This window comes from Mesorhizobium sp. M0145, from assembly GCF_040322355.1.
In the GTDB taxonomy this organism is placed as follows: Bacteria; Pseudomonadota; Alphaproteobacteria; order Rhizobiales; family Rhizobiaceae; genus Mesorhizobium.
This window is the reverse complement of the sequence record NZ_JAMYTK010000009.1, coordinates 1-21134: the sequence shown is the minus strand read 5'-3', so window position 1 is coordinate 21134 and position 21134 is coordinate 1. Positions and strand designations below refer to the sequence as shown.

At 61.2% G+C, this 21134-nt stretch carries 13 protein-coding genes; 10 read left to right on the top strand and 3 right to left on the bottom strand.

Annotated elements, in window-relative coordinates; all coding sequences use genetic code 11:
• Positions 1 to 193 precede the first annotated feature (193 nt).
• Positions 194 to 892 carry a L,D-transpeptidase gene (locus NKJ28_RS15290; protein WP_352636329.1) on the top strand — a complete coding sequence of 233 codons (699 nt, stop codon included), beginning with the start codon at positions 194 to 196 and terminating at the stop codon, positions 890 to 892.
• Positions 893 to 895: 3 nt separating this feature from the next.
• A complete protein-coding gene (locus tag NKJ28_RS15285) occupies positions 896 to 1861 on the top strand; it encodes a LysR family transcriptional regulator (RefSeq protein ID WP_352636327.1) in 966 nt (321 codons plus the stop codon).
• On the opposite strand, the gene NKJ28_RS15280 is transcribed toward NKJ28_RS15285, so the two are convergent.
• Together NKJ28_RS15280 and NKJ28_RS15275 are read right to left on the bottom strand one after the other, a co-directional pair.
• Positions 1845 to 11714: a LysM peptidoglycan-binding domain-containing protein gene (locus NKJ28_RS15280; RefSeq protein ID WP_352636325.1), complete on the bottom strand. Its 9870-nt coding sequence runs from the start codon at positions 11712 to 11714 to the stop codon at positions 1845 to 1847. The two genes, NKJ28_RS15285 and NKJ28_RS15280, sit on opposite strands and share 17 nt — an antisense overlap.
• Before the next feature lie 76 nt (positions 11715 to 11790).
• Complete coding sequence (locus tag NKJ28_RS15275) at positions 11791 to 12666, bottom strand: MurR/RpiR family transcriptional regulator (protein ID WP_352636323.1); 876 nt, start codon at positions 12664 to 12666, stop codon at positions 11791 to 11793.
• Between the two features lie 199 nt (positions 12667 to 12865).
• Between NKJ28_RS15275 and NKJ28_RS15270 the strand changes: the two genes are divergently transcribed.
• From NKJ28_RS15270 to NKJ28_RS15240, 7 genes are all read left to right on the top strand, one after another.
• Positions 12866 to 13048 carry a hypothetical protein gene (locus NKJ28_RS15270; RefSeq protein WP_126092905.1) on the top strand — a complete coding sequence of 61 codons (183 nt, stop codon included), beginning with the start codon at positions 12866 to 12868 and terminating at the stop codon, positions 13046 to 13048.
• A gap of 121 nt (positions 13049 to 13169) precedes the next feature.
• Positions 13170 to 14174 (top strand): SctD/MshK family protein, encoded by a 1005-nt coding sequence (locus NKJ28_RS15265; protein ID WP_352636321.1) that lies wholly within the window; start codon positions 13170 to 13172, stop codon positions 14172 to 14174.
• Positions 14171 to 14617, top strand: a complete 447-nt coding sequence (locus tag NKJ28_RS15260; RefSeq protein WP_352636319.1) for a hypothetical protein — start codon at positions 14171 to 14173, stop codon at positions 14615 to 14617. The genes NKJ28_RS15265 and NKJ28_RS15260 overlap by 4 nt, the downstream gene beginning before the upstream one ends.
• The gene (locus NKJ28_RS15255) at positions 14556 to 14942 is read left to right on the top strand and encodes a tetratricopeptide repeat protein (RefSeq protein ID WP_352636317.1); all 387 of its coding nucleotides are present in this window, start codon (positions 14556 to 14558) and stop codon (positions 14940 to 14942) included. The genes NKJ28_RS15260 and NKJ28_RS15255 overlap by 62 nt, the downstream gene beginning before the upstream one ends.
• Entirely contained in the window at positions 14939 to 17107 is a 2169-nt protein-coding gene (sctV, locus tag NKJ28_RS15250) for a type III secretion system export apparatus subunit SctV (protein ID WP_352636315.1), read from the top strand. Before NKJ28_RS15255 ends, sctV begins: the two co-directional genes overlap by 4 nt.
• Before the next feature lie 44 nt (positions 17108 to 17151).
• Positions 17152 to 18510 (top strand): type II and III secretion system protein family protein, encoded by a 1359-nt coding sequence (locus NKJ28_RS15245; protein ID WP_352636313.1) that lies wholly within the window; start codon positions 17152 to 17154, stop codon positions 18508 to 18510.
• A 12-nt stretch (positions 18511 to 18522) separates the two neighbouring features.
• Positions 18523 to 18972 carry a hypothetical protein gene (locus NKJ28_RS15240; RefSeq protein WP_352636311.1) on the top strand — a complete coding sequence of 150 codons (450 nt, stop codon included), beginning with the start codon at positions 18523 to 18525 and terminating at the stop codon, positions 18970 to 18972.
• A gap of 83 nt (positions 18973 to 19055) precedes the next feature.
• Here the strand turns inward: NKJ28_RS15240 and NKJ28_RS15235 are convergent, their stop codons facing one another.
• Positions 19056 to 19853 carry a tetratricopeptide repeat protein gene (locus tag NKJ28_RS15235; protein ID WP_352636309.1) on the bottom strand — a complete coding sequence of 266 codons (798 nt, stop codon included), beginning with the start codon at positions 19851 to 19853 and terminating at the stop codon, positions 19056 to 19058.
• Between the two features lie 90 nt (positions 19854 to 19943).
• Here NKJ28_RS15235 and NKJ28_RS15230 point away from each other — a divergent pair, with 90 nt between their 5' ends.
• The gene (locus NKJ28_RS15230; RefSeq protein WP_352636307.1) at positions 19944 to 20984 is read left to right on the top strand and encodes an EscU/YscU/HrcU family type III secretion system export apparatus switch protein; all 1041 of its coding nucleotides are present in this window, start codon (positions 19944 to 19946) and stop codon (positions 20982 to 20984) included.
• Positions 20985 to 21134: the final 150 nt, after the last annotated feature.

The following is a 21134-nucleotide window of genomic DNA, read 5'->3' as shown; positions in this document are numbered from 1 at the left end:
CTCGCTTGCTTCATAGCTTGTCCGCCGATGTCATTCTATCGTGGACACTCGAAAATGGGAAGTCCAATTGGATTGCATATCAACGACCTGTGCCAAATGTTGCGAAGGAACCGCAAGACGATACAGTGCGGCGTACGAATCGGTTACCACCGGGTTCGGGGTCATTGGTTCAATGTGGAAAGGAGTGGTCTCGGTGACGGCAACCAACAGCCTGCTCGCGAAGTTGGACGTGCCCGCAGGCGTTGCTCGAGGCAAGAGGTTTGCGGCAACGCGTCTCATCGAGGCATTGAGTGCATCCGTTCTGGTCGCGGTGGCGCAGGCCCAATCGAACAGCGGTTATGACCCTAGAAGTTGGACATACGATCAGGGAAGAAATGTACTGGTCTCGCCTGGCGCTTCCGGCCTGACGGCGGGCGGAGAATTCACGCCCGAGGAGTCAGAGATTCCCAGGCAGGTCGTGACATTCAGCGAGGCTCAGCCGAAGGGGTCGATTCTGATCAACACCACCGAGCGGCGTCTCTATTACATGCTGGGGGGCGGCAAAGCGCTACGATACGCGGTGGGGGTCGGCAAGGAGGGGCTGGAGTGGTCCGGTCGCGACACGATTTCGAAAAAGAAGGACTGGCCAGATTGGCGGCCACCGGCCGAAATGCGATCCAGAGAAGCATCAAAAGGCCGTATCTTGCCTGCGCACGTGGCCGGAGGCCCGAACAACCCTTTGGGCGCACGGGCACTGTATATCGGAAACACGCTTTATCGCGTCCACGGCACCAATCAGCCGTGGACCGTCGGAAAAGCCAACTCCTCTGGTTGCATTCGCATGACCAATGAAGACGTCATTGACCTGTATGACCGCGTAAAGGTCGGTGCTCAGATTATTGTCCGGCATTGAATTGTGATCCCTTTCAACATCAAGCAGCTCGAAACCTTTCTACTGGTGGCGACTTTCGGAAGCTTTCGAAAGGCGGCCGAACGCCTGAACACCACGCAGCCCGCAGTATCCAACCGAATTGCCGGGCTGGAAGAAGCGCTAGGTGCCAAGCTGTTCGAGCGGCAGAGCGGCAATGTCAGGCTGACAGCCCAGGGACAACGGCTTCTGCCGTCTGCTCAACGGGTCCTGCGGGTAGCGGAACGGCTGCAACTGACGGCCAGCTCGCTTTCAGAGACGGCAGGGGTGCTTAGGCTCGGGGTTGCCGAAACGATCGTTCACACCTGGCTACCGGATTTCCTCCGGGAGCTGCAAGCAAACTATCCGCTTGTCGATACCGATATCGTCGTTGATGCGACGACCACCCTTCGCAACGAACTCATGTCGCACCGACTCGATCTTGCGGTGCTGATGGGCCCAATTCTGGAACACAGCATCGAGAACATCGAGATGCCGTCCTTTCCGCTCGTGTGGGTCTGCTCGCCGCACCTGAAACTGCCTCCGCGGCGCAAGCTGACGCTGACTGATCTGATGCAATTCCCAATCATCAGCTATGCGCGGACCACCAGACCCTACAGCGAACTTTACCGCAAGCTGACCGGCGAACTGGAAGAGACGCCGCGTATCTTTCCCGCTAATTCGCTGGCCGCTTCCATCAAAATGACACTCAATGGTATCGGCATCGCCTCTCTCCCTGAGGAAGTCGTCCAGGACTATACCGCAAGCGGTAAACTGCGCATTGTCGACTGCGAATGGCATCCGTCAGATCTGCAGTTTACCGCCTCCTATTCCTCCGAACCGTCCAATCCGGCAGCTGAGCGGGCGGCAAAACTCGCCGCTAGTGTCGCAAACGCGTATGCCGCGAGAACCGACAAGGCGCAGGAGTCAATGGACGATAGCCTCGGCCCGCGGTTTCTCAGCCGATCGAGGTGATCGGCAGATAGACGCGGTCGCCTGAGAAGATCACGTCCGGGCTCAGAATATGATCCATGTTGAGCACAACCGTGTCCGCCACATCCGCAGAATGGGTCTTGGCTATCAGGCGAATGCTGTCGCCATCCCTGACCTCGACCCACTGATAACCGTCTTTCTCCAGCGTTGGGTTCGTGCGGCCCTCAGGATTGCTGCTGCCCTCGGCATGAGCCTCGACATAGTCGCCGGAAACCCAGCCGCTATGCATTTCGCCGTCCGGTCCGAAACCTTGGACAGGTATCCAGGTCTCCCCTGACGGATCGGCCGACGGCTTCGCGGTCTGTTGGACGAATGTGCCGGATTGCAGAACGGTTCCCACGGTCGAATCCCCGTCAGGCCGGGTCCGCAAATTCAGGCCATCATCGGTGACCACGACCAGTTGCGGGAAATCTTCCACCGGGGTCTGCGGCCCACCTGGATCATCCGAAGGATCATCGGATTGCTGGGACGAGGCATCGCCATCCGGTTTTTTCGGATCGGGTGGAGGGGGCGTCTTCGCGCCCTCCCAAGGCTCCGCCAGCAGGGCGTCCAGCGAGAAGAGAAGCATTCCAACACCGAAGGTGATGCCCAGAGTCCACCGATCCCATGCAGCCCATCTTTTGTCGGACTTTTCCGCCGCCGCCATATCAGCATCGGTTCGCGGCACTGAACGGCGATTCATCCGGTCCGTCCTTATGGCCGACGCCCAGAATTCCGCGCAGCCGAAGGTGAACATGGTGCCGGCGACTGTGGCGATCGGCGCCGGCCAAGAGTGCACCGTATAGACGGCGCAGCCAAGCACATAGCCGGGTCCAGCCAGATATTCGGCCAGGTTTCGGATCACCGGTCTGCCGGTGAACGACTGCAGCATCGACTTCGTGCCATAGACGATGTTGCCGAGCGTGAACGTGCTGTTGACGACAAGATCCTTACCCTGGATCATCCCGGTCGCGGCACCTGGCGCTGCGGCAATGAATGTGGCTCCGCCGAGCGCGTTGAGGAATCGCCCGAACGGCTTGTGACTTGCGGTTGCGTTGGGGAAGAGCGCTTGCGCGCCGAAAACGATGCCTCGCACGCCAAATGCCACCGATCCGGCGGTGGCGGTCCAGGTTGGCGGCAACGAACTCCACAACATGTAGGAGGTGGTCGACATGCCGCCAAAGGTGGCGAGCGCCTGAGCGTTTTCCCGCATCCTGGCATGGCTGAGGGCCAGATCGACGCTGGTGGCCTGATCTGGCGTCATCGCCTTTTTATGCGTTGCCCGATAGGTCGTCAGTTGCAGCACGGAGAGGGCGTTTGTTTGCTCCGTCGACATCCAGGCAAACTGATTGGGCGTGAACTTGCGCAACTGGCCGGGGCTCAACTCGGCAAGCTGCTTCGGCGTCAGCGCCGCTATCTGTTGCTTCGTCAGCGCCTCGATCTGATGAATGGTCAGAGCGCCAAGCTGCTCCCGCGTAAGCGCCGAGATGTGGTCCGGCGACAGCTTTGCCGTTGTCGCGGGATCGCGTGCTGCGACGAGATCAGGGTCCAACGCCGCGAACTGGGTCGCATCGAGATGGCCGAATTGGGCAGGTCTCATGGCGGCGACTTGTTCCGACGTAAGCGCATTGCGCTGCTCATCACTGAGCTTGGCGATCTGGTCGGGTGTCAGCTTGCGCACTTGCTCAATGGTCAAGGCAGCAAGCTGCTCGGGTGAAAAGGCAGCGACCTGATCCGGTCGCAAACCGCTGATACGGCCAGGGGCAACGGCCTGCAATCTGCTTGGCCTGATCGCCTGGAGCTGTTCGGCACTCAGCGCCCGCAACTGCTTCGGTCGAAGCGCCGCAAGTTGATCAAACGTCAGCTGCCCGATCTGCTCGGGGCTCAGTGCAGCAACCTGCTCAGGCGCCAGCTTGGCGATGTGCTCCGGCTTGATGGCGTGCAATTGCGTGCCGGTCAGTTCGGAAATCTGATCGGCTGAAAGCGCCCTGACCTCCGGCCCGGTCGGCGCCCGCACCGGTTCCGCATATCCTGGTTCCGCGGCGGAGCTCACCGGAAGCTCAAGGCTGACGATCTTTCCGCTGGCAGGGTCAAAAACCGCCCTGCCCCGGTCGGGCGCGGGCGGCCATGTGGCGGCTGTCGGCGTTTCGGCAGCAATGTTCACCGCCTGCGGCGTTTCGCCAGTCACAGCTGGAGCTTCCTCGCTGACCACCTCGGCCACTGGGAGCGGCGGCGCTTCGGTCTGCGCTGGCGTATTGACATCCCAGAACTCGTCGGCCGGCCGCAAGATGACCTGCGGGCGTTTTTGTGTCGAAGTGCCGGGCGCGACGGCATCCTCATTGCGCGTGAACTCACCGACGAAATTCCCGTCCGGATCCATCATCCGCCAGCCATAGACCTCGCTCCATGGTATGCTGCCGTCGATTGCGGTCTCGTCGACGCGGGCCATCCTGTCGCCGACGGGTCGGCCCATTGCCTCGAATTCAGTCGGGACGTGGAGGCGCGGTCTGCTCGGATTCAGCGTGTAGAGATAAGTGTAACCTTGCTGCCGCGCGGCTCGTGACTCTTCCGAAACGAAAGCCTTGGCTCCCGAGATCGACTGGCTCGTGCCGACGAAACGGCCATGGGTATTGCCCATGACATAGCTGCTCAGGGCGATGCCTTGCGGATTGTCCACCCAGATTCCTGTCGGGGGCGGTGGCGAGAAGCCTCCCGCGTCCCTAATCTCGGTTGGCGAGCGGGTATCGGCCCGGAACACAAACGGGCCGACATTGCCGCGCAAGGGTCTTGTAGGGTCGCCCGCGCCTTCGACAGGCTGATTGCCCTCATCGGGATGTCCAAGGCTCCCCGGCACATGGCCGTCGGAAGCACCACGTATCCATGGCAGAACATAGGGCTCTCCGGTTTCCGGATCCCGGAACAGGATATGCGATCTATGCATCAACTCCGGTTCGTCGCCACGCGCCCTGGACCCGTCGGCCGGCGGCACATAGATGTTCTCCACACTCTTCGGCAGCGGCCCGTAGCGGGTTGCCGTCACGGACTGCCCGTTCTCGTCCCTTATCTGGATAGGTCCGCTCCTACGGCTACCCACTTGCGAGGAGAGGAACGTCAGCACGCCATCGGCAACGTTCTGGCGCATGAAGCCGCCATCGACGATTGACGGGCCGAATTCCGTCCGGAATTGCTCTATCGCCGCGCGCTGGTCGGGTCTCGCCTTCTTTTCCAGTTGGCCGAGGAACTGCTCCAGGGAGGCCTTGCCACCCTTCGGAATGGCTATCGCCGCGCCGTCACGCGAGGTTTCTAAGGCATGAGCAAGCCAGGCCGGGACCGTCAGCGTTTCATTCTGTCCATCGGCTCGATCGAAGGTCAGCGTCGCTGTTTCATCCTTGGCGATTGAAGGAGCGATCTTGGCAGCCTTGGACTTGTACTGGATTCTCACTTCAGCACTGAAAGCCACCGCCCCGGCAGGCAGAGGAGGTGTCGACAGTGAAAGCGTGTAGCGCGTCGCCGGCGTGCCGTGCGAACCGTACAGGTTCTGATAGATGTTGCCGGCGCTCGGCATATAACGGGGCTGCGGCGTCCCGTCGGGACTGAAGCGCGCCGGCAGCCACGACTGTACCGTCGATTTCACCTTGTAGGCCGCTGAAGTTGCCGTCCGGTCGGGATTGAAACCCAGCACACCGGGAAGCCTGTTGCGGTCGTTGAAGATGATGTCGACCAGCATCGCCTCGGGATTGACGACGCGTGCCTTCTCACCGGTCAGCAAAACGATGTCTGCCGTGGGCGCCTTGCCCGGTACCGCCGAAAGCCGCAACCCGCTTAGCGTCGGTTCATCAACAAACGAAACTGTGTTCGACGGATCGATCTGACCAGATTTGACGAGGTCGCGGATCGACCGGATGCCATCACCCTGTCCGATTGCTGCGATGAGTTCGGACGCCTTCGCCGGATCCTCGACCGCGAACTGGATCTTCAGGCTTGTCGAGCCGAGAGCGGACTGGATCTGGTCGTAGGTCTGCTTCGACACGATGTCACCCGGCTGGAGCGTGTCCTTGACGGGCATTTCCGGGCGCTTCTCGAAGCCGACGCGTGGCATCTGGTCGACCGCCCCGACATGATTGGCCACGATCGGCAGCCGCAGTCCGACCTTTGTTTCGGTCATGACACGGTCGAACGGAAGCGCACCTTCCAGCTTGACGTGGCCAGCGCTGTTTTTCGCCGGCACGCCAAGGAAATCGTGCTGGCCGGGGGCGAGCGTGACCTCCTCGCCCTTGAGCGAAGGCGTATAGGTCATCTCGATCACGGTGCCTTCGCCGTCTGGCGTCATGCCGACGATGGCAGCATCCAGCGGCTTGGCGCTGTAGCCAGTCGCATCGCTGAATATCGCCTTGGTTGCCGCCGCCGAAAGATCGCTGCTGCGAACCGGGAAAGCCGTCTGATTGGACACCGGCCAGACACCGGCCTGAAGGCCGGTGATGTTCCTGTATTCCCGTGCCCGGTAGGATACGACGCCTTGAGTGCCGAGCGCATCCGTGAATGGTGTCAGGCTGCGCTGGCTGATGCTGTCGACGACCGACCACCCGATCATGCCGACATCGGTCTTTGTCCCAATACCGAAGCCCACGGCCGCGACCGTCGGCGAGCCGATGTCGAAGGCCTGGCCCGTATTCAAGCGCGTCCGGAATGTGACGCCGATGCGGAAGTCGGGCAGTATGTCGCGGAGCGGCGTGCGCGGTATCTGAACGCCATCCGGGCCGTAGCGCTCGGCCAACTCGCGGTTCGAATAATAGCTCTTTTCTGCCTCGTATCGCGCTACAAGCTGCTCGACGCTCAGCCCGTCAAGATAGGCTGAGGGAGTCTTGGCATCCTTGCCACTGGTGTAGATGTGCCCGCTTGTGTCGGGTTCCGGCATGCCGGTGAAGCTGCGCGTCTCCGGATCCCAGACGAGGCGCATCGTGTCGTCTTTTCCTGCCGGCTTGTTCGGCACAATGATGGGATCGCTATCAGCGCGATGCCCTGAATTGCGCCCGGTCGATCCATGCGGATCGCGGCCCGGCAGCATCGTCGGACCGTCACCGCTGGCATCGCTGGTCTTGATCACTTCTCCGGGTATCACAGGATGGTTGGGATCCTGGAAGACCCGCTCCCCCGTCGGCCTGTAAACGCCGTCGGCGCCAATTTCATAGACATTCATCGGACGTCCGGAGGGGCCGGGTTCCAGCGCCGGAGGTGACTGCCGTGGTCCTCTGCCGTCGGACCATGGCGGCGGCTGGTGCGGTCCGCCGCTGCCCGGTGGCTGGTTGGCGCCGGGACCATTGGCGCTTGCCTGCGTGCCCGTTCCAGGTCGCAGTGTCCGCAGACCGTGAATGCCGAGGCCCGTGCCGGCAATGCCGGTGCCAAGGCCCGTAAGCGCGTTGGCAAGCTGAAGACCGTTCATCTGGTCTCCGTTGACGGCGAGATCGTAGGCCGATGTCGCCAGCAAAGGTGCACCGACAATCACGGAGCCGACATCCGCTCCCCACGCCAGCTTGTTCAGGCCGGCGGTCGACTGCATGTAGGTTCGGGTTTCGAGCGCCAGGGGCGAGCTGGACCGTGTTGCGCCTATGCTGCCACGGAAGGCCTGCAGGGCCGTCATTTCCTTTCCCGCCAATCCGGCGGCCGTCATTTCCCTTCCTGCTAATCCAATGGTGCGCAGACCGCTGGAAGCCATGGGCAGAACCGTGGTTGCCACGCTGGCGACATTCATCAGCGACTCGGTATCGTCCCACTCGCCGCCATGTTCCAGATGGTTGACCTGGTTTATGACCGCTCGGGTGCCGAGATAGGCCGCGCCCGTATAGGCCAAGGGTGCTGCAATCGGCGCGGCCGGCGTGAACGACAGAATGGTGGCTATACCCGTCCCGATGCCAACCAGCGGATCGACGACCTTGTCCCAAGCAGAAACATTGCGCGACTTGACGACTTCCAGTTCGATCCTGCCGTCATCGCCGGCCTTCATCTCCAGACCCTTGGGGACGACGAGCTTGCCATCTTCGCCGAACTGGTTGTTGTTGTCCTGGAAATCTCCGAGGTCGTCGAACTTTTTGCCGGTCACATCGACATAGCGAGTGTTGCCGTCTCCGTCACGCACAGCAAACAGCGCGACCTGCTGTGTCCCGACCTCATCGTCAACATAGAAAATCGGCACGCTGCGCACATAAGGATTGTCGCCGCCGATATCGCGGATCTCTTCCGTCACATTCTCGATCGCCTCGCGACCTTCCTCGGTCGAACGATCTATGCCGAGCGTTCTGGCGACCGTCTCCTCAAGGGCCGTGCCGCGCTGTTCACGGAACTCGTTGTCGTAGCCGCTGTCGAGCAGTTGCTGGAACTTCGGCTGATAGATGCCGTCAAGCGTCTGCTGCTCATGCTCGTCTAGATAGGTCTTATCCACCGTGCTGTTGCGGTCAACCAGCAACGAGGGATCGCTGGACCGAAGCTCATGATAGTCGCTGAAGCCTTGCACCAGCCCGCGCAGCTCCTCGGCCTGCGTTATCTGAAGCCTTGTCGCGTCCAGCTTGAGTTTGGCGACCGCTAGTTCGGGATCAACCCAGCGTCCACTGGCATCGTCATCTTTTGTATCCAGGTCGATCCAGACTGCCTTCCCGCTCTGGGTCAACGCATCGATCCCTATCTCGGTGTATGTCTGGGCAACCTCCGGCGCCACCTTGATTGTCTGTCCGCCGACGTTGATCTCGACAGGCTGCACGCCATTGGGCAGCGTGCCTTCAGGAGCATCGACTGTTCCTGGCCCGTGCTCCGTCAACGCATTGTTGAAGTTGGTCTGCAGCGTTGACAGCTCGGAGTTCAGGTCTTCAATGCTGTCGCCGAGCTGCCGATCCAGGACATCGTTGAGATTCTGCGCCGCCTGCGCCTCGCTGGCCCTCACCGCTTCCAGGCCATTTGCCGTGCACACCGGCCCGGTGGAACTGCTGCCGCCCAAAAGCTGCTGCCAGTCCTTGTTGAGTTGCCGATCGCGGTACTCATCCCTGACGTTCGTTTCGCTCAGATTGTAGGTGAGCTGCTGCTCGGTCGTGCCCTCTTCGAACTGGTTGACCACCCACAGCTGGCCGTCGCGGACCTCAAGCTTTTGCGATTGGAAGAGACCCAGATAATCGCCATTGACCCTTTGATGTTTCTTTCCCTGTTCGAACAGAAACTGGTGCTCGCTATTGTATTCGGCGAGCAGTCTCTGCTCGAGGTCCGTCTGCTGCGCACCTACTTGCGTGGCATCGGCATGGGCGTTGAAGTAGCTTTGATAGGCTTCCGCCAATTCGAGCTGATTGCCTGCTGTCGTCTGCAGCGCCTTGAGGTCCTGATATTCCTTCGAGTCGGTCGGAATGCCGTCAAGCTCGGCTTGCCCCACCAGGAAGTCGATGGTGAGCTTGTCGCCCTTGCTCAGATGCAGGCCGACTTCGGAGAACAGCTGATCGACAGCCGCATGATCCGCGAGGCCTTGCGCGTACTGCGTTTGCCGATTGGGACCTGGCTGCCCTTGCGCGGATGCAACGTCTGCATTGGGATCAATCAGCGGCGCAAGTTCGCTCTGCTGGGTGATGGCGTCGGCGAGAATGCGCCCAGCAGTCTCATATTCGTCACGGGCATCCTGCGCGTTCTGCAGCAAGGTGTTGGCCTTGGTAAGCCGCTCCTGCGCATCGGCAAGCGTGCCTTCCGGTTTCTGCGGGGTCCATTGCAGACCATGGGGTGCCAACGCCTCGTTTATAACTGTCTGCGCCCCATCAACAGCATCCTTGTAGGCGGAGTCGAGCATATAGACGTTGAACTGTTCCTGCCGCTGACCGGCCAGAGCTCGCGTCTCTGTAATTTGGGACAGCGCGATGTTCTCAGCAATGATGGCCTGGGCCACCTCGGGATCGACCCAGGTCCAGACGCCATCGATCTTCATCGGCGTCCACTTTCCGCCGGAGGGTGCATTACCCTGCGGCGGATCGCCGAATGGATTGACAACCCTGTTCTCACCGTCCAGCTCGGGCGTGGCGACGGTACCTAGACCATATCTCTCGATCAGGTCCTGTTTGTTTTGTCCGGCTTCTTCTGCCGCGTCGATGAGACTGGGCAAGGCTTCACCCGCCAGCAGCCCTTCGACGAAGGTCTTTACGACCTCGCCCTCTTTTGCCTCCGTGGCATCACTGCTGTTGGGGTTCACCGCCAACAGCGTCCTGGCCAACGCCTCCTGCGTACTTCCTGCTTCGATCTTCAGGTCGGTCCCGGTGGTGTTGTTGTGCAGCGTCATCCTGCCATCAGGGCTCGTGGTCAGCGCATAACCGTTGAAGGTGACTTCCACGGTCATGCGGGTACCGTTTTGAATGGTAACCTTTTCGCCCGGGTGAATGATGTCGGGGTCACGAGGGGAATTGAAGAGCTCGGGGTTCGTTCTCCTCAGATCGTCCAGCGACACGCCATATTGCTGCGCTATCAGGGTCAGGTTGTCGCCTGGCTTGACCTCGTACTCGACGGGCTCGCCGCCATTGATCTCCTCGGTAGTCGTTGTCGTCACCCGACCGTCCTTGTCGGTGACGATCGTGGTTTCAGTTCCGGCCTTCGGATCGACCATTGTGGTTGTGGTCTCGCCCGTTTCGGTGTTGCGAACACTGTTGCGCGTCCTGCCGTTCCCGTCCTCCGACACCGTCGTTTCCTTGCCGTCAGACGTCGTCACGGCGGTGCGCTCATCATGCTGGTAGTCGTGATAGTAGACGGTCTTGTCGCCGGTGTGCGGATCGACGACTTCAACCGACTGCACGTCACCATTGTCGCTCGTCGGTTCGCGCGTCGTGACCTGATAGCCCGCGGCGTTCAGCTCGGCGATCACCTGCTCGTTGGTCAGACCGCTTTCCTGCGCGATTTGCTCGATGCTCTTGCCGTCCGCGAGATCATCCTTGATGCCCTGGGTGGTTGCCCCGCCCGGATCCTGAGATGCAGCCAGGACGGTCTTGTGACCATCTGGACCGTTGACGGTCGTGACCGGCAAGGCCGGCCCGTTCCCGGGTGTAACGGTTTCCACCGAAGCGCCGTTCGGCAAGGTGGTCCGCTCGGTGACGGTTCCGGTGCGCAGATCGTCTTCGTAACGCGTCGTGATGGCACCGGTGTCGGGATTATAGCTGCTGGTTTCCTTGCGCCCGAGCCCATCCCGGATCGGCGTGGTGGTTGCCGTGCCGTTGGGTTGCTCCACGCTCGTGTAGTAGCTGTCGTGCTGGTAGTCGTAATATTGCGTGATGGTGCGGCCGCTGGCATCCGTGATCTTCGTCGTCAGCACGTCGCCATTGCCGCTCGGGTCAGCGGTCGAAACGGTCATCCCGCCGGACCTGAGCGCGGCGATAACCTGTTCGCGCGTCACGCCCCGGGCAGATGCAATCTGGTCGATGCTTTTGCCGCCGGTAACGTCGCTGACAATGTTGCGCGCAGCCGTCGCTTCCGCGCCGTTGTCTTCGGGCGTGCTGCCATCCAGTTTCACCGGTGTCGCGGCCAGCGCGAGATCGGTCTGCGTGTAGAGAGCCGGCGTCACCGTCCTGCCATTGACAGATGTGCCGTTGCTGGCGTTGACGACGTTGACACTCGGCGCTGCCGAAGCCGCAACCGGCGGCGACTGAAGCGAATCCAGTTGCGTGCTCACATGGGCCAGTTCCTGGCGGGCCTGTGCCGCCCAATCACGCTCGCCCATCCTGTTGGCAAGCCTGATCTGCTCCCGCAGCTTGGCAGCCTGGGCCTCCAGCCGCGCTATCTGCGCGGCGTTTGCCTTGGCATTGACCTTTTGCGGCTGGACCGGCGGCTTGGTGGGCGTTATCGGGCGAATCATGAGGACGATCTCCGGAAATCAAGGTTGCCGGCAGCCTGGCTGCCGGCACGCCCGCCCGATCGCAACCTTTCGGATGTTATCGAGGGGGCTTCCAATAGATGCCGAAAGCAGCGAGCTGCTCTTCCGACTGTTTTACCCGTTCTGCGACGTTCGTTTCAGACTGCGCTGCCGCCAATGCCGCCAGAATCTCGACGCCGGCGAACGCCGGCGCCATGCTGCGGAAGAACGACTGTGAATTTGACGTAACGATAATTGTTTCCCGCGCGATCTGTGTCAGCGGCGATACGCTGCTGTCAGTGATCGCCACCACGCCGATGCCCTGCCGAGCCGACTGGCGCGCAACGTCGATCGTCGTGCGCTCGTAGGGCGATAGGCCCACCGCAAGAAGTACCGCGCCGCGTCCCGCGTGCTGGAGGGCATCCAGGCCCGGTCCGGCCATCTCGCCGACAAGCGTCACCTTGCAGTCGGTGCCAGCCAGCAAGGACATGATGTGAACGAAGTGGCTCGCGACCGGATACGCGGCGCGCGAGCCGACAGCGAACAGATCGCGTGACCGGGCGAGCAGACCGGCTGCCGCGATGAACTGCATGGCGTTGCCGTATTCGCCAAGGCTTGAGATCTGGGCGGCGAGCGTGTCGGCAACGACGCCGGCAGTCGAATATCCCGGATCGCCATGCTGTCCGATACCCTGTCGCGCCGGCTCGCCCGCGATGGTCTCGCGCAGCGCGCGCGCATAAAGGCTGCGCATAACTTCGTAGCCTTCAAGACCAATCCATCGCGCCAGCCGCATCATCGTGCTGTGCGAAACGCCGGCCTGGTGCGCCTGCTCGCGCATCGACATCAGTGCGACATCCTTGGGATGATCCAGCACGAAACGTGCGGCGACCCGCAACTGCGGTGGCATAGTCTCGAACCGTTCGACCAAAAGCTCGGCCAAAGGACCTTTTTCCATTCTGAAATACCCCATTCACCCACCCACTAATGTACTCCTTGAACGCCGGTGGCGCAACAGTTGGAACCTAAGTGTCTCAAATATTCCAACTGGACTTTCATTTTCGGCCATGCTGCCTTAAGCTGCCTTCGCAACCCTCCGGACTGCAGCGATGTGAGTCCGGAGTTTGCAACTTGGATAGTCCCTCAAGGAGACAATGATGGCTGCTACCCCTCCCATTACGTCCGGCTCTGCAGGGTCGCCGGAACAGAACCTGGACAAGATGATCAAGCACCAGGAGCGCATGTTTGGCCTGGAGATCACGAAAGAAATCGCCAAATCCCAGCATGACATGCTGATGAGCACCGCCAGGACACTCGGCCAGTCGGCTGAAAAGGCCTAAGGCGTCGGATTCTCGAACCATGCGCCGCCGCAAGCACCCGGCGGCGTACCTGCACGGCGCAATTTTCAGCGCCGTCATCAGGCTGCGTTGGAAATGGACATTCGGCGGGAGATGAAGTGGCATGACCGCTCGTCCTATCAGCAAATATCCGGAAGCAGCAGTGCCGGCGCGCCGACTTCGATCGATCATCGCCCCCTCCCCGGATACCGGTCATTCCATTGCGCTGAGCGTGACTCACGGATTTCACGCCGGCGCCGAAGTCAGTCTGGTCGAGCCACAATATACGATCGGCTCCAGCACTGAGTCGGACATTGTCCTACGCGATGCCGGCATCGCACCGATTCACGCAAGGCTGCGGCGCAAGGGCAGCCAAGTTGAAATCGAAGCCGTCGGCGGCGATGTCATGTTGGCCACGGGCGAGACCATCCATGAGGGACATGGCAGCCGCTGCAGGCTGCCGCTCACCATAAGTGTAGGCGAGGCGCGCATCAAGCTGGTCAGCCTGCAACGCGTACCCAATCGATGGTCCTTTGCCAATCGCCCGCTGCTGGTCGCGAGCAGCGTTCTCTGTGCGGTTCTCGCAATTTCTGTCGCCGCGAACGGGTTCTCTTTCGCCAAGCAAGAGATTGGCGCAAAGGCGTCCTCGCAAGACGGGCAACCAGTCAGAGTGGCTTTGGCCGGTCAGGCAGGGGAAAAAGTCCTGGATGCTTCATCGCCAGCACAAATCCAGACTGCCGCAGAAGTGGAAAGGCAGCTCAAGCTGCGCCTCGAGCAATCCGGCATAAGCACATTAACGGTTCTGGAATCAAATGGACGCCTCGTGGTCTCGGGTATGATCCCGAATGACAAGAGTGATGTCTGGGCACAAACGCAATCCTGGTTCGATCAGTCGTTCGGCGCTCACGTTCCCCTCATGTCCAACGTCATGGTTGGCAATGCGCCGCAGGCGCCGCGGCTAAGGCTGCAGGCGATCTGGTACGGCGAGCGGCCCTACGTCATCGCAACCGACGGCGCACGCTATCACGAAGGTGCATTCACCGACGACGGCTGGGCCGTCAAACACATCGGCGAAACCGAACTTCTCCTGACCAAGGGCGGCGCCACGGTCGCGCTGAAATATCCGTGAACCGCCGGCTTGAAGCGGCACGATTCGACACGGCACGGATTGACACGGCGGGCCGCGAGGCGCGGCAGGCGGAAAGCGTGCGTGGCCAGGCCATCAGCCGGCGACGGACAAACGGGGTCGGCAAAAAAGCAGCCAACGGTGCTCAGGGGGCGAGATCAGCCGCTGGTGCAGAAGGGCCGGAAACGGCGGAATTCCAGGCTTCTCAAGGTGCGGCCGGCGAGTCGCTCGACGAGATACTCGCCCATTTCGTCATGCCCAATATTCCCGAACCGGCTATCCTGCGGCGCTCCGTGCCCATTCTCCAGCACCTCGTAAGACACCTGGTCCCAACCCTTGAGGGTGGGGAGCAACTCAAGACGCTCGCCAAAACGCTGATGGAGGATGAAATCGAACGTCATCGCGATCTGCTTGGTCGCATGCAGGAAGGATCGAACTCTGACTGACTCGCGTGACACCGTGCATCTTTTGCATGTCCTGGGCTATCTCTACGGGTGCCACGGGCAGGCAAAGCGGGGCGCGACCTACCTGCTTATTGCTGCACAGCTCTCGCCGGGAAATGCCGGCGTCCTCAGAACGTTGGCCCACCTTCTCATACTCGATGGCGAGGCGGAAAAGGCGCTTGCCACGATTGCCAGGCTGGAGACCTTGGAAGGAATGGATCATCCGGTGCTTACATTACTGAAGAGCCGCGCCTTGCTCGTGGCCGGGCGAAAGACCGAGGCGCGCAGTGCCTTGCTTAGCTTCCTGTCGCAACGAGGCATCCGATGACCGTCTCGGAACGCCTGATGCAATTCCTTGCCAGGATGTCACGCCGCAGTGATCTGGTCATTGCCATTCTGATGCTCGTCGCGGTGGTAATGATGCTCATTCCATTGCCGACGTTTCTCGTCGACAGTCTCATCACTGCAAACATCGCCATCAGCGTGCTTATTCTGCTGGCCTCATTCTACGTCTCTCATCCGCTGCAGTTTTCGTCACTGCCGTCGGTCATCCTCATCGCCACTTTGTTCCGGCTGGCGATCACGATCACGACCACGCGACTGATCCTGCTCCAGGCCGACGCAGGCGAGATCATTACCGCCTTCGGCACCTTCGTCGTTGGCGGCAGCATTGCCGTGGGCCTCGTCATCTTCCTGATCATCACCGTTGCGCAGTTCATCGTTGTTGCGCGGGGTGCCGAACGCGTCGCCGAGGTGGCCGCGCGCTTCACGCTCGATGCGCTGCCGGGCAAGCAGATGAGCATCGATGCCGAGCTGCGCAACGGCGACATCGACCAGGCGGAGGCACGCCATCTGCGCCAGCAGCTGGAGCGCGAGAGCCAGCTGTTTGGCGCAATGGACGGCGCCATGAAATTCGTCAAGGGAGACGTGATTGCAGGCATTGTGATCATTTTGGTCAACTTGATAGGTGGTTTCGCAGTCGGCACGCTGCAGCACGACATGTCGCTCGGCGACGCGGCTGCGACCTACACGTTGCTCACCGTGGGTGATGGCCTGGTGGCGCAGATACCCGCATTGCTCGTCGCTGTGGCCGCCGGCACAATGGTGACGCGCGTCGGCAGCGCGGACGGAACGAGCGATCTTGGCCAGCAAATAACCAGCCAACTGCTCCGCGACTCCCGCGCGCTCGCACTCGCAGCCGTGATCATGGTCGGCCTTGCCATGGTGCCAGGCTTCCCCTCCATCATGTTCCTGGTCCTTGGTGGCTGCTGCGGCGCCGGCGCCTATGCAATCAATCGCCGCTCCGCCCGGGAGTCCGAGCCTCAAGACATCGGCCAAACCGCCTCGCCTGCACAGCGGGGGAATTCCGCGTCGCTTTCGGCAATCTCCACCGCAACACTGTCTCCATCCTACCGCGTCCTCGTGCGCTTCGGAACCGAGCTCGCACACTTAGTCCCGGAGCCCGAATTTGCCGCGCTCGCCGACGGCGTGCGCCGTGAACTCTTCGGTGATCTCGGTGTCGACGTTCCGGCCATCGGCATGCAGGTCGACGAGATGCTTTCGCAACGAAGCGTCCGCGTCGATCTGGAAGGTGCGCCCATCCTGGATACTGAAATTCCTGCCAACCGTGTTCTTGTCGAAGCGGACACGACGCATCTCGATCTGCTCGAAATACCTTACGAAAAAGGTTCTCCGATTGCCGGTCTGCGTAAATTCGTATGGGCCGATGACAGCTACCTGCCAGCACTGAAGGGAGCCGGGTTCGTCTTCTCAACGCCGGTGCAAATAGCGACCAAATGGACCGGCCATGCACTTCGTCTTTATGCCGGCCATTTCGTCGGGATTCAGGAGACACGCAGGCTGCTCTCGGACATGGAACCGGATTATGCGGATCTGGTCAGGGAGGCGCAGGAGACCGTGCCGCTCCAGAAGATCGCGGAAGTGCTCCGCCGGCTCGTCGGGGAAAACGTCCCGATCCGCAATCTGCGCCTTATCCTCGAGGCACTCATCGAATGGGGCCAACGCGAACAGGACGTCCTCTTGCTGACGGAACATGTCCGCACATCCTTGAAGCGCCAGATCAGCTTCCGCTTTGCCGGCCGCAACAACATCATCGCGGCCTATGTGCTGCAGCGGTCGGCCGAGGACATCCTGCGAAACGCGGTGCAAAGCACATCGACCGGCACCTTCCTGAATCTGTCGGACGATGATGCGCAGGCTTTGGTCACCGAAATCGAGCGAGCCCGGTCGCAGAACGCCACCGATGTTTCACCGGTCGTCCTCGCCGCGATGGATGTGCGCCGTCACATGCGCAGCCTGCTCGCACACAATGGCATCGAGCTTCCGGTCCTATCCTTCCAGGAACTCGCACACGAATTCAACGTCCAGCCGCTGGCCACGATCGCCGGCCGGTCCGGCAAAGCCGGCGCGCGCGTCGTCTCCCATTCGCTCCCGTCGGCTCAGGCGAATGCCGCGCAGGAGGCGCCCTCCTGACGCCAGCCGGACGGACGACATTGGGGATTCAGGAGAGAAATGGCATGACCATCCACAACACCGCGGCAGGCGTAGGATCAGCCGCTTTCGCCCGGCGGGCAGATTTAGGCCGGCTCGCTATCGCGACGATTGGCGTCCTGCTGGCGTTGTTGCTCACACTGGCCGATGCGACGGCACAGAACATATCAGCGTTGCCGAGCAAACCAACGGTCGGCTTGCCGGTCGGGCAAGGACGCTTATTGCGGTTCAATGAACCGGTCGAATCCGTGCTGATTGCCGACACCACGATCGCGGACCTTCAGGTCGTGTCGCCGAGCATGGTCTATGTGTTCGGCCTCAAACCCGGCCTGACCAACCTCATTGCGATCACGGCCGATGAACGGATCGAGGCAACGGCCCAGTTCCGCGTCACCCCCGATGTCACGCCTGCTACCGAGGCCAAGCAAGCAATGCAGCCGAGCTCGGCGACAAATCTCCACATTTTCGGGACCCGTATCGTTGCAACAGGCGAGGCACGAGGCGTCGATGAGGCAACGGATCTGGACAATGTCGCCCGGACCTTCTCGCCACCGGAACAGCCGCCGCTAAACAACATGACCGTGCAGGGCTCACAGCAAGTCAACATTCGGGTTCGCTTCGCCGAGGTCTCGCGCACGGAACTGCAGTCCTACGGCGTCGACTGGTCCGTCGGCTACAGGAGCGGCGGCTTCGAATTCAACATGTTCCAGGACAACGGTGTGCCCTCGGGCAACGGGAATTTCGGTTTGAACATGGACCAGGCGCATGGCCTGAACTTCGACATTCTGATCGAAGCCCTGCAACGCAACGGCATCGTCAAGATACTGGCCGAACCGAACCTGACGGCCATGACCGGTCAGACGGCAAGCTTTCTCGCCGGTGGCGAAATTCCGGTTCCGATCCCGCAAGGAACCGACGTCGTCACCGTCCAATACAAGCCCTTCGGCGTGTCCCTCGGCTTCACCCCGACGCTGATCGGCCGCAATCGCATCGCGCTCCATGTCCAGCCGGAAGTCAGTTCTCTATCTGAGACCGGATCCGTAAGCGCCAACGGTTTCGCCATGCCGAGTTTCGTCGTGCGCAAGGCCGACACCACGGTCGAAGTGGCGAGCGGTCAGACATTTGCGATCGCCGGCCTTTTCCAGCAGCGGACTTCGCGCAATCTGGAAAAGTTTCCGGTGCTGGGCGATGTACCGGTGCTTGGCCCGCTTTTTCAATCACAGCGTTTCCAGCACGAAGAGACCGAACTGGTCATTTTGATTACGCCCTATCTGGTGGAACCGGTGCGCGACAGCCTCGCCATGCCGCTTGATCGTCCGGCAGCCAAGCACCGCAGCCGCAAGCACGCCAATGACGCGTCGGCGACGGGTCTGATCATCAAGTAACGAGGACCGGATATGACATCCCCGATCGCATTTTTCTGCGTTGTTCCAGCGCTGGTTCTGGCCGGCTGCGCGAGCAGCCCGCAACAGCGGCAGGATTATTCGCCTGGCTACAACTATGTTTCGACGGATGCAGGCGGCTCCGAGAAAGGTATCGGCGGCTCAGTTCTTGCTCCCGATGCCTGTCTGGCCGAGCCAGCCGACGACGACAACTCTGCTGGCAAGACGAATCTGACGATCGTCTCCGGCGTCGGCTCCCATCTGCCGCCCGGTTGCGCCAATGCCTTCAATCTTCAGCGGATGTCCGAAAGCCAGCGTGACCTCGTACAAGGCCGCCGCATGGGCCCGGCGGCGGCGGCACCGACCGCGCGCGCGGCCCGTCGCTACCTCGATGGCGAGGAGGCTCCGATAGGCGGCGCCAACAGCGCGCCGTCGGTGCCGCAAACAACGCTCCCAGTCGAGTGAGCCGGCGCGGTATTCGCCCGCGTAGTGTCACCCTACGCGTCGCGCTTGGCGGAAGATCGCTTCAGGCCCTCCGGCCCGATTCGCTAGCCGAGGATGGAGCCGAGCGCCTTCGCTTTGGCTTGAGTGCTGCCCTTCAGCCGAATGGTTCTTGCGCGGGCAAGCAGGGTGGCCACCTCCTTGGTCGTCAGCCCGATTGGCGGCGAGGCCTTGACCTGGTCGGCCTGGCCAAGAAGCCCGTACACCACCACAATGTTGCGCTTGTGGTGCAATTGCGCATTGGGAGCGGCGGCAATTTTCTGCACCAGCGGCAGCGCCGCAGCGGAATTATCTTCGAGGGCTGCCGCCAATGCCATGTTGGTCTCGACGTCAAGATCGCCCGGCGCAAGTCTCAACGCCTGGGCGAAAGTCTCCTGCGCCTGCCCTGTCTGCCCGGCGAAAGTCTGCGCAACGCCCAATCGGTTGTAGGCGCCGCTGGTGTTGACCAGCGGCGCTGCCTGCGCAAGCGCGCGCATGCCTGCATCGATATCGCCTGCCTCCATCATCGCCGAGCCAAGCCCAAGCATTGCTCCCCCGTCATTGGGAGCTTTGGCGAGCGCGGCCCGATAAGCTTTGGCGGCATCGGCAGGATAGCCTGCCCGCATGTAAGCGTCGCCTGTCTTGACGAACGCGCTCGCCTTGGCGCCCGGCATTGCTGCGGCGCGCTGGTAGAGCGCGATGGCGGTATCACTTTCTCCGCGCGCATCAATATCGTCGGCAAGCTTGATCAGGCGCTCGGATTGAGACGATGGGCCCTGCGCCTTGGCCTGCACGGAGCCGGTTTGGGTCGTCTGGCAACCGCTCAGCGCCAGCGCGACGACGACTGGCATGAATACGACACGCAACCGCAAATCCACCTCTCCGTATTCAAGCCCGTCCCACCTTACACAGGGCATCCGCCGACTGGAACCACGATAGTGCGGTAAGATTGCAACATGGCCGAAGAAGCTGAGGAAAAGAAATTACCGGCGTCCGACAAGAAGCTCCGTGACGCCCGCCGCAAGGGCCAGGTTTCGCAAAGCCGCGACCTGGTATCCGGCTTCACTCTTTTCGCAGCGCTTGGCTATCTCTATTTTTGTTGGCCGCTGCTCTTCAAATATCTTTCGGAACTCGTGCAGACTGTGACGGTGCCCGGCGGCTCTTTCGAGGAGGTCAGCCTGCGGGCCATCCACCACTCGTTCTCATTGCTGATGCTTGCCACATTGCCGCTAGTCGGGATCGTTGTGGTTCTCACCGTAGCCTTCGGCATGCTGGCCACGTTCGGGCCGGTCTTCTCGTTCGAGCCGCTCAAGCCGCAGTTCGATCACATAAACCCGGCGAAGGGCCTTCAGAAGATCCTGTCGCTCCGCAATGTCATCGAGTTCGCCAAGGGCCTCGTCAAGGTGGTGTTCCTGGCAAGCCTTTTCGTATTCATCCTGATCGCCTGGCTACAGCCTCTCTTCGAGGCGCCAGGCTGTGGTCAGACATGCCTGGAGCCGATCATTAAGGCGGTGATGACACCTCTCGGGACTGCCGCCGCCCTGGCCTTTATCGTCATCGGCTTGATCGATGTTCCTATTCAGCGCTGGCTGTTCCTACGGGACATGCGGATGACGACGACCGAATACAAGCGCGAACATAAGGATCTCGAAGGCGATCCATTGATCCGCCGTGAACAGCAGCGACAGCGGCGCGAAGCAGTGATGCAGCCTGCGAAGCTAGGTGTGAAAAACGCGGTCATCGTCTTGGTGTCAGGCGAGCGCGCCGTGGCGTTGCGCTACGTCAAGGGCGAAACGCCTGTGCCGACAATTGTCGGCAAGGGTCAGGGCCGTGCGGCCGAAGATATGATGGCTCAGGCGCGCGAGGCAGGTATCCCCATAGTCGAGGATGCCGTTACCGCCCAAGCGATCTTCGAAAATGCGAACATCGGGTCTTATATCGGCCAGCAGATGTTTTCCCCGGTCGTTCGCCACCTCGTCCGGCACGGGCTCACTTGAAGCCAAAATCCTGCGATTGTCGTTCTATGCCAGTCTAGCCCTGTCGGCTGGTGGAAGCGAAGCGTGATAGTGTGCTGAAGGTTCTGCAAAAAGTTTTGGAGAGAGAACGGCGCTTGCTCTGAGGGGCGAGCGGCCATGGCACGGTGGTGA